The organism is Kitasatospora sp. NPDC057512 (genome assembly GCF_042802135.1).
Lineage (GTDB): Bacteria > Actinomycetota > Actinomycetes > Streptomycetales > Streptomycetaceae > Kitasatospora.
In genome coordinates this window covers 1-7,519 of the sequence record NZ_JBHVET010000407.1, presented here as the reverse complement: position 1 = coordinate 7,519, position 7,519 = coordinate 1, and the positions used below count along the sequence as shown (strand labels likewise).

The window sequence follows — 7,519 nt, the reverse complement described above, 5'->3', positions numbered from 1 at the left end:
GGGCCACCATGCAGGTGGCCGCCGTCGCGGTGCCCCCGGCGGTCGAGCCGCTGGCGGACCTCGCCGCCGAGGAGCGGGCCGCCGAGCAGGCGCCCGCCTCCGCCGCCGAGCCCGGCAAGGCGGCCGGCGGCGGCAAGGTCGCGAGCCTGCTGAACTCCAGCGCGATCATGGCGGCCGGCACGCTGGTCTCCCGCGGCACCGGCTTCGTCCGGACCATGGTGATCACCGCGGCCATCGGCGTCGGCATCATGGGTGACTCGTACAACGCCGCGAACACCCTGCCGACCCTGCTGTACATCCTGATCGGCGGCGGCGCGCTGAACGCGGTCTTCGTGCCGCAGCTGGTGCGCAGCATGAAGAACGACGAGGACGGCGGCACCGCGTACGCCAGCCGGCTGCTCACCCTGGTGATGGTCGGGCTCGGCGGCGTGGTCTTCCTGGCGGTGCTCGGGGCACCGGTGCTGGTGCGGCTGATCGCCCAGCCGATGATGGCCAACCCGGAGCGCGCCGAGACCACGGTGGCGATGGCCCGCTACTGCCTGCCGACCATCTTCTTCATGGGCATCCACGTGGTGATGGGCCAGATCCTCAACGCCCGCGGCCGCTTCGGCGCGATGATGTGGACCCCGGTCCTGAACAACATCGTGGTGATCTTCACCTTCTCCGCCTACATCTGGGTCTACGGCGGGTTCGGCACCACCCAGGTCACCCCGGAGGGCATCTCCCCCGAGGGCGTGCGGCTGCTCGGCCTCGGCACCCTGATCGGTCTTGCCGTCCAGTCGCTGGCGATGATCCCGTACCTGCGGGCCGCCGAGTTCCGCTTCCGGCCCCGCTTCGACTGGCGCGGCCACGGCCTGGGCAAGGCCGCCCGGCTGGCCAAGTGGACGTTCTTCTTCGTGCTCGCCAACCAGGCCGGCTACCTGGTGATCACCCAGCTGTCCACCAAGGCGGGCGCCGCCGCGGCGGCGGCCGGCCACAACGGCGTCGGCCTGGCCGCGTTCTCCAACGCGCTGCTGATCTGGCAGCTCCCGCAGGCCGTGATCACCGTCTCGATCATGAGCGCGGTGCTCCCCCGGCTCTCCCGGGCGGCGGCCGACGAGGACGCCGGTGCCGTGCGGGACGACATCTCGTACGGTCTGCGCACCACCGCGGTGGCGGTCGTCCCGGCGGCCTTCCTGTTCCTGTCGCTCGGCCCGGTGGTCGGCCGGGCGATCTACGCGGTCGGCGGCAACGACACCGTCCTGACCGACGCCACCAACGTCGGTCTGATGCTCTCCGCGTTCGCGCTGGGCCTGATCCCGTACTCCGCCCAGTACGTGATGCTGCGCGGCTTCTACGCCTACGAGGACACCCGGACGCCGTTCTACAACACCGTCTGGGTCGCCGCCTGCCAGGCCGGCTTCGCGCTGCTGTGCTGGCTGGTGCTGCCCTCCGAGTGGACGGTGACCGGCCTCGCCTTCGGCTACGGCCTGGCCTACGCCATCGGGGTGATGGTCGCGATGCCGAAGCTGAAGAAGCGCATCGGCGGGCTGGACACCAAGCGGATCGGCCGGACGTACAGCCGGCTGGCCGCCGCCTGCGTCCCGGCCGCCCTGGTCGGCCTCGGCGCCAGCCTGGGCGTCCAGCAGGTGCTCGGCGGCTGGCCGGGCAGCGTGGCGGCCCTGGTCGTGGCCGGCGGCCTCCAACTGGCGGTCTTCGTGCTCATCGCGAAGCGCCTGCGGATCGAGGAGCTGAACTCCATGCTGGGCATGGTGCGCGGCCGACTGGGCCGCTGACCGCCCGACCACCGGCCGGACGAGCGGGCGCCCTGACCGGGCGTCAACCGGAGCAGAAGGCTCCTCCGCTCGTCCGGCCGAGTGCTGGGCCACCGGTTGGTTCGGGTCCGCCCGACCGCCGGATGGCGACCAGGTGTCGGATCTGCACCACATCTCTCCACCCGGATGCAACCGAGCGGACGTCTCAGCGGTCGTACCCGGTGGAGAAGAGTGGGCACAATTGTCCTGGAGCACAGGGCCGCCGACCCTAGGGCTCCAGCGACTCTCTCAAGCCGCGGCGACACAAGGGGAGGCAGGACCACGGTGGCTGATGGCACCAAGGCGGTCGTCGACACGTCAGCAGCTGACGCGGCGACGGACGAGGCCGCGCTGGCCGCGGCGATCGACGAGCTCGCGGGCTCGGACGACGCCGGCGAGAGCACCTCCGCGGACGCCCGCGAGGGCGCCCCCGCTGCCCCCACCGCTGCCGCCGCCCCCGGGCGCCCCGACGCGGACGAGAACACCGACCAGGGCGGGGACAAGGACCGGGGCAAGGAGCGGGACCGCGACGACGCACCGGCCGCGGGCCCGGAGCCCGCCGCCGGCGAGGAGACCTCGGAGATCACCGCCCCGCTCTCGGTCCAGGAACTGCGCGCCGAACTGGCCGCCGGGTCCCCCCGGAAGAAGCCCGCCCCCGAGCCCGCCCGCCCCGCGCGCCGCCCCACCGACCCGCAGCCCACGGTCGACCCGCGCGACACCGCCACCCTCCCGCGGACCCTCCCCGCCCCGCAGCGCCGCAGCGGGGACATGATCGGCCACCGGTACCGGCTGGAGGAGTGCATCTCCCAGACCGAGACCTTCAGCAGCTGGCGCGCCGTCGACGAGAAGCTGCGCCGGGCGGTCGGCGTCCACCTGATGGCCTCCGGCCACCAGCGGGCCCGCAAGGTGCTGGCCGCGGCCAAGTCCGCCGCCCTGCTCGGCGACCCGCGCTTCGTCCAGGTCCTGGACGCCGTCCACGAGGGCGAGCTGGTCTACGTCGTGCGGGAGTGGCTGCCGCACTCCTCCGACCTGGCCAGGCTGCTCGCGAACGGCCCGATGGAGCCGCACGAGGCGTACCAGATGGTCCGGCAGGTCGCCGACGCCGTCGCGGCCGCCCACCGGCGCGGCCAGGCCCACCTCCGGCTCACCCCGCGCTGCGTGCTGCGCACCGACAGCGGCCAGTACCGGATCAACGGCATCGCGGTGGACGCCGCCCTGCGCGGGCTGCCCGCCGAGGACGCCGAGGACGCCCAGCGGGCCGACACCCGCGCGATCGGCGCACTGCTGTTCGCCGCGCTCACCCACCGCTGGCCGTACCCGGAGGACCGCTACGACCTCCAGGGCCTGCCCAAGGGCCTCCAGAACGCCGCGCCGGACCAGGTCCGCGCCGGGGTCCACAAGGGCCTGTCCGAGCTCGCCGCACGGGCCCTGTTCGACCAGCCGCCGCACCACGCCCAGCCGATCACCACCCCGGAGGAACTGGTCCGGGCGATCGCCAAGCTGCCCAAGATCCGCCAGCCCGCGCCGGAGCTGCCCGCCTTCCCGGCCCCGCCCCGGCACAACACCCACGCGCTGCCCACCGCGCCCAACCCGACCCGGGTGGCCGACACCACCGTCGCCCCGCTGCCGGCCTCCTCCCGCCCGGCCCCCTCCCGGCGCACCCGCACCCGGCGGCGGCTGCGCCGGGTGGTCAAGGCCACCGCGTGGACGGTCGCGCTGGGCGCGATCGGCGTCGCCTCCTGGCAGTTCGTCGACAGCCTGCGCCACACCGGCTCGGCCACCGCGTCCCCGCTGACCTCGGCCAGCAGCACCGCGCCGAGCCCCCAGGCGAGCACCCACAACCCTGTGGCGGTCGCCGTCAAGGAGGCGCAGTCGTACAACCCGCTGGGCGACGGGCCCGAGGGCACCGAGAGCGTCGGGAAGGCCATCGACAACGACGCGAACACCTCCTGGACCACCGGCTGGTACGTCGACCAGCTCGGGCCCAAGCCGCCCGCCCTCAAGTCCGGCACCGGCCTGCTGATCGACCTCGGCTCGCCGCAGCCGGTCTCCTCGGTGAGCGTCCTGTTCTCCGGCGGTGAGCAGTCCGCGGAGCTGCGGGTGCCCACCGCGGCCGCCGCCGGCAACCCGCTGCAGGCCAAGCCGGACGCCTTCACCGTCGTGGGCAAGAAGACCGGGACCAATGTCGAGTACACCCTCGACTCCCCGACCACCACGCGGTACCTCTTGATCTGGCTGACCGGCCTGACGAAGGATCCCGACGGCAGGTACCGGGGCCACGTCGCCGAGGTCAAGGTCTCCGGCTGACCCGGGGCGGACGGCCCCGGCACGACGGCACGACGGCAGAGGGGGTCACGGTGGCGGACGACGACGCGGCACTGCTCGCCCGGCACGTCGCCGGCGACCCGGCGGCCTTCGGGCTGCTGGTGGACCGCCACCGCGACCGGCTCTGGGCGGTCGCCCTGCGCACCCTGGGCGACCGCGAGGAGGCCGCCGACGCCCTCCAGGACGCCCTGGTGTCCGCCTTCCGCGCCGCCGCCGGCTTCCAGGGCCGCTCGGCGGTCACCACCTGGCTGCACCGGATCGTGGTCAACGCCTGCCTGGACCGCGCCCGGCGCAGCGCCACCCGGCGCACCACCCCGCTCGACGAGGACCCGCAGCGGCTGGACACCCTGGTCGGCGCCGCCGAGCCGGCCGACTCCCCGGTGGTCCGGGCCGAGCTGCACCGGGAGCTGACCGCGGCGCTCGCCGAACTGCCCGCCGAGCAGCGGGCCGCCCTGGTGCTGGTCGACATGCAGGGCTACCCGGTGGCCGAGGCCGCCGAACTGCTGGGCGTCCCGGTGGGCACCGTGAAGAGCCGCTGCGCGCGCGGCCGGGCCCGGCTCCTCCCCCTGGTCCGGCACCTGCGCGAGCCGGATGTTTCACGTGAAACACCGCCCGCCCCCGGCTCGGCCCCGCCGCGCCGGGAGGCCCCGGGGAACCCGAAGCGCCCCGGCTCCGTCACAGGGACGGGGCCGAGCACCGGCGCAGGGACGGGGCCGAGCACCGGTCGGACGATGCTGGAAGGAGACGTGAGCACCCGATGAACGCCCATCCCTCCTTCCCCGACCCCGCCGACGACCACCCCCCGGTCGAGCAGCTGGCCGACCTCGCCGAGGGCCTGGTCGACTCCCCGGGCACCGTCGACGCGCTGCGGCGGCACCTGGACGGCTGCGCCGAGTGCCGGGAGACCGTCGACGCGCTCGCCGAGGTCCGGGCCCTGCTCGGCGACGTCGAGACCCCGCCGATGCCGGCCGACATCGCCGCCCGGCTGGACGCGGCACTCGCCGAGGCCGTCGCCGAAGCCACCGAGGCCGCCGGTAGCGACCGCGAGGCCGCCGAGCGGCCGCAGGAAGGCCCTGCGGCCGACCGTCGACCCGAGGCCCCGACCCGGCCCGTACGCACCGCCACGGCACCCCTCACGCCGTCCTCCGCCCCGCCCTCCAGGCCTGCGGGGCGTCCCGCCGGCCGGTCCGGCCCGGCCACCGGCCCCGGCCGCCCCCGGCGGCGGCGGTTCGCCCTGCTGATCGGCACGGCCGCCGCCCTGGCCGCCCTCGGACTCGGCGGGGCGCTGCTGCTGCACCCCGACGACCGGTCCGGCACGGTGACGGCCAGCGCGGGCGGCGCCCCGACCGCCACCGCCGACAGCCACGACGCCCGTGCCCCGCACGCGGCCGCCGGCACCGACTACCGCGAGGACGAACTCGCCACCCAGGTCCGGCAGTTGCTGGCCCGCTCGGAGAACGCCCCGGGGCTGCGGGCCACCGGGCCCGCGATGTCCGAGGGCGCCCTGCCCGCCGACGGCGCCCGGCCGGAGTCCGACCCGCCCTCCCCCGCCGGCTCCCCCACCGCTTCCTCCACCGCGCCGGGCTGCCCGGCCCCCGCCTCCGGCACCCCGCTGGCCACCGACCGCGGCGGCTACCACGGCGCCCCGGTGGACGTCCTGGTCTACCCGCTGCCCGGCCGGCCCGGTTTCGTCGACGTCTACCTGCGCTCCCCCGACTGCGGCCCGATCCTCCTCCACCAGGCCGTTCCCAGCCACTGACCGGCGGTTTCCATGCGATCCACGCCAACTCCGCCACGCCGCTTCCGGACTTCGGGCGCCTGGTACTGATCCGCCTGGGAATGCGAGACACTGGTCAGTCGTTGTCCCGGGCGGCGGAGCAGGACCGCCCTCCCCGCAGCAAACGCGGGTCGCGATGCGAACCAGGAGAAGCAGTGAGCGACGTCCGTAACGTGATCATCATCGGTTCCGGCCCGGCCGGGTACACGGCCGCGCTCTACACGGCCCGTGCCTCCCTCAAGCCGCTGGTCTTCGAGGGGGCCGTCACCGCCGGTGGCGCGCTCATGAACACCACCGAGGTCGAGAACTTCCCGGGCTTCCGGGACGGCGTCATGGGCCCCGAGCTGATGGACAACATGCGCGCCCAGGCCGAGAAGTTCGGCGCCGAGCTGATCCCCGACGACATCGTCGCGGTCGACCTCACCGGTGACGTCAAGACCGTCACCGACTCCGAGGGCAACGTGCACAAGGCGCGCGCCGTGATCGTCACCACCGGCTCCCAGCACCGCAAGCTCGGCCTGCCGAACGAGGACAAGCTCTCCGGCCGCGGCGTCTCCTGGTGCGCGACCTGCGACGGCTTCTTCTTCCGCGACCAGGACATCGCGGTGGTCGGCGGCGGCGACACCGCCCTGGAGGAGGCGACCTTCCTCTCCCGCTTCGCCAGGAGCGTCACGATCATCCACCGCCGGGACAGCCTGCGCGCCTCCAAGGCGATGCAGGAGCGCGCCTTCGCCGACCCGAAGATCCGCTTCGAGTGGGACAGCGCGGTCGAGGCCATCCACGGCGACCCGAAGCTGAGCGGCGTCACCCTGCGCGACACCACCACCGGCGAGACCCGCGAGCTGGCCGTCACCGGCCTGTTCATCGCGATCGGCCACGACCCGCGCACCGAGCTCTTCAAGGGCCAGCTGGACCTCGACGCCGAGGGCTACCTCAAGGTCGACGCCCCCTCGACCCGGACCAACATCCCGGGTGTGTTCGGCGCCGGCGACGTCGTCGACCACACCTACCGCCAGGCCATCACCGCCGCCGGCACCGGCTGCTCCTCCGCCCTGGACGCCGAGCGCTACCTGGCCGCGCTGGACGACCTGGAGGCCAAGGCCGCCGCCGTCGCGGTCTGAGCCCTTCCCGCTCCACCCGCGGGGGTGTTCCACGTGAAACACCCCCGCCCCGGCCGGGCAGAAACAGAACGGGCCCACCCGTTGTTCTCCTGGCAGCAGCCCCCTCCGTCCGAACCCCCGAGGAGTTCCCGTGGCCGGCGCCACCACCACAGTCACCGACGCGACGTTCGAGAAGGACGTCCTGGAGAGCGAGAAGCCCGTACTGGTCGACTTCTGGGCCACCTGGTGCGGCCCGTGCCGCCAGGTCGCCCCGGTCCTGGAGGACATCGCGGCCGAGCACGGCGACAAGCTGACCATCGCCAAGCTCGACGTGGACGCCAACCAGGCGACCGCCGCCAAGTACGGCGTCATCTCGATCCCGACCCTGATCGTCTACCAGGGCGGCGAGCCGGTGAAGTCCATCACCGGTGCCCGTCCGAAGGCCGCGCTGCTGCGCGAGCTGGCCGACTTCATCTAGGTCTTCCGGTCGTCGACCGCGCGGAGGCGGGGCTCCCCTCGGGGGG

At 74.3% G+C, this 7,519-nt stretch carries 6 protein-coding genes; all 6 read left to right on the top strand.

Annotated features, from left to right (window positions below):
- Positions 1 to 1,775, top strand: a 1,775-nt coding sequence (murJ, locus tag ACFU6K_RS24410) for a murein biosynthesis integral membrane protein MurJ (protein WP_380666349.1), incomplete at its 5' end; no start/stop codon positions are given.
- Between the two features lie 303 nt (positions 1,776 to 2,078).
- On the top strand, positions 2,079 to 4,100 hold the full coding sequence (locus tag ACFU6K_RS24405) for a serine/threonine protein kinase (RefSeq protein WP_380666348.1): 2,022 nt from the start codon (positions 2,079 to 2,081) through the stop codon (positions 4,098 to 4,100).
- Between the two features lie 50 nt (positions 4,101 to 4,150).
- A complete protein-coding gene (gene sigM / locus ACFU6K_RS24400; protein ID WP_380666346.1) occupies positions 4,151 to 4,879 on the top strand; it encodes an RNA polymerase sigma factor SigM in 729 nt (242 codons plus the stop codon).
- Positions 4,876 to 5,877 carry a hypothetical protein gene (locus ACFU6K_RS24395; RefSeq protein WP_380666344.1) on the top strand — a complete coding sequence of 334 codons (1,002 nt, stop codon included), beginning with the start codon at positions 4,876 to 4,878 and terminating at the stop codon, positions 5,875 to 5,877. Before sigM ends, ACFU6K_RS24395 begins: the two co-directional genes overlap by 4 nt.
- 173 nt (positions 5,878 to 6,050) lie before the next feature.
- Positions 6,051 to 7,016, top strand: a complete 966-nt coding sequence (gene trxB, locus ACFU6K_RS24390) for a thioredoxin-disulfide reductase (RefSeq protein WP_380666342.1) — start codon at positions 6,051 to 6,053, stop codon at positions 7,014 to 7,016.
- Between the two features lie 130 nt (positions 7,017 to 7,146).
- Positions 7,147 to 7,473, top strand: a complete 327-nt coding sequence (trxA, locus tag ACFU6K_RS24385) for a thioredoxin (protein WP_049655857.1) — start codon at positions 7,147 to 7,149, stop codon at positions 7,471 to 7,473.
- Positions 7,474 to 7,519 lie beyond the last annotated feature (46 nt).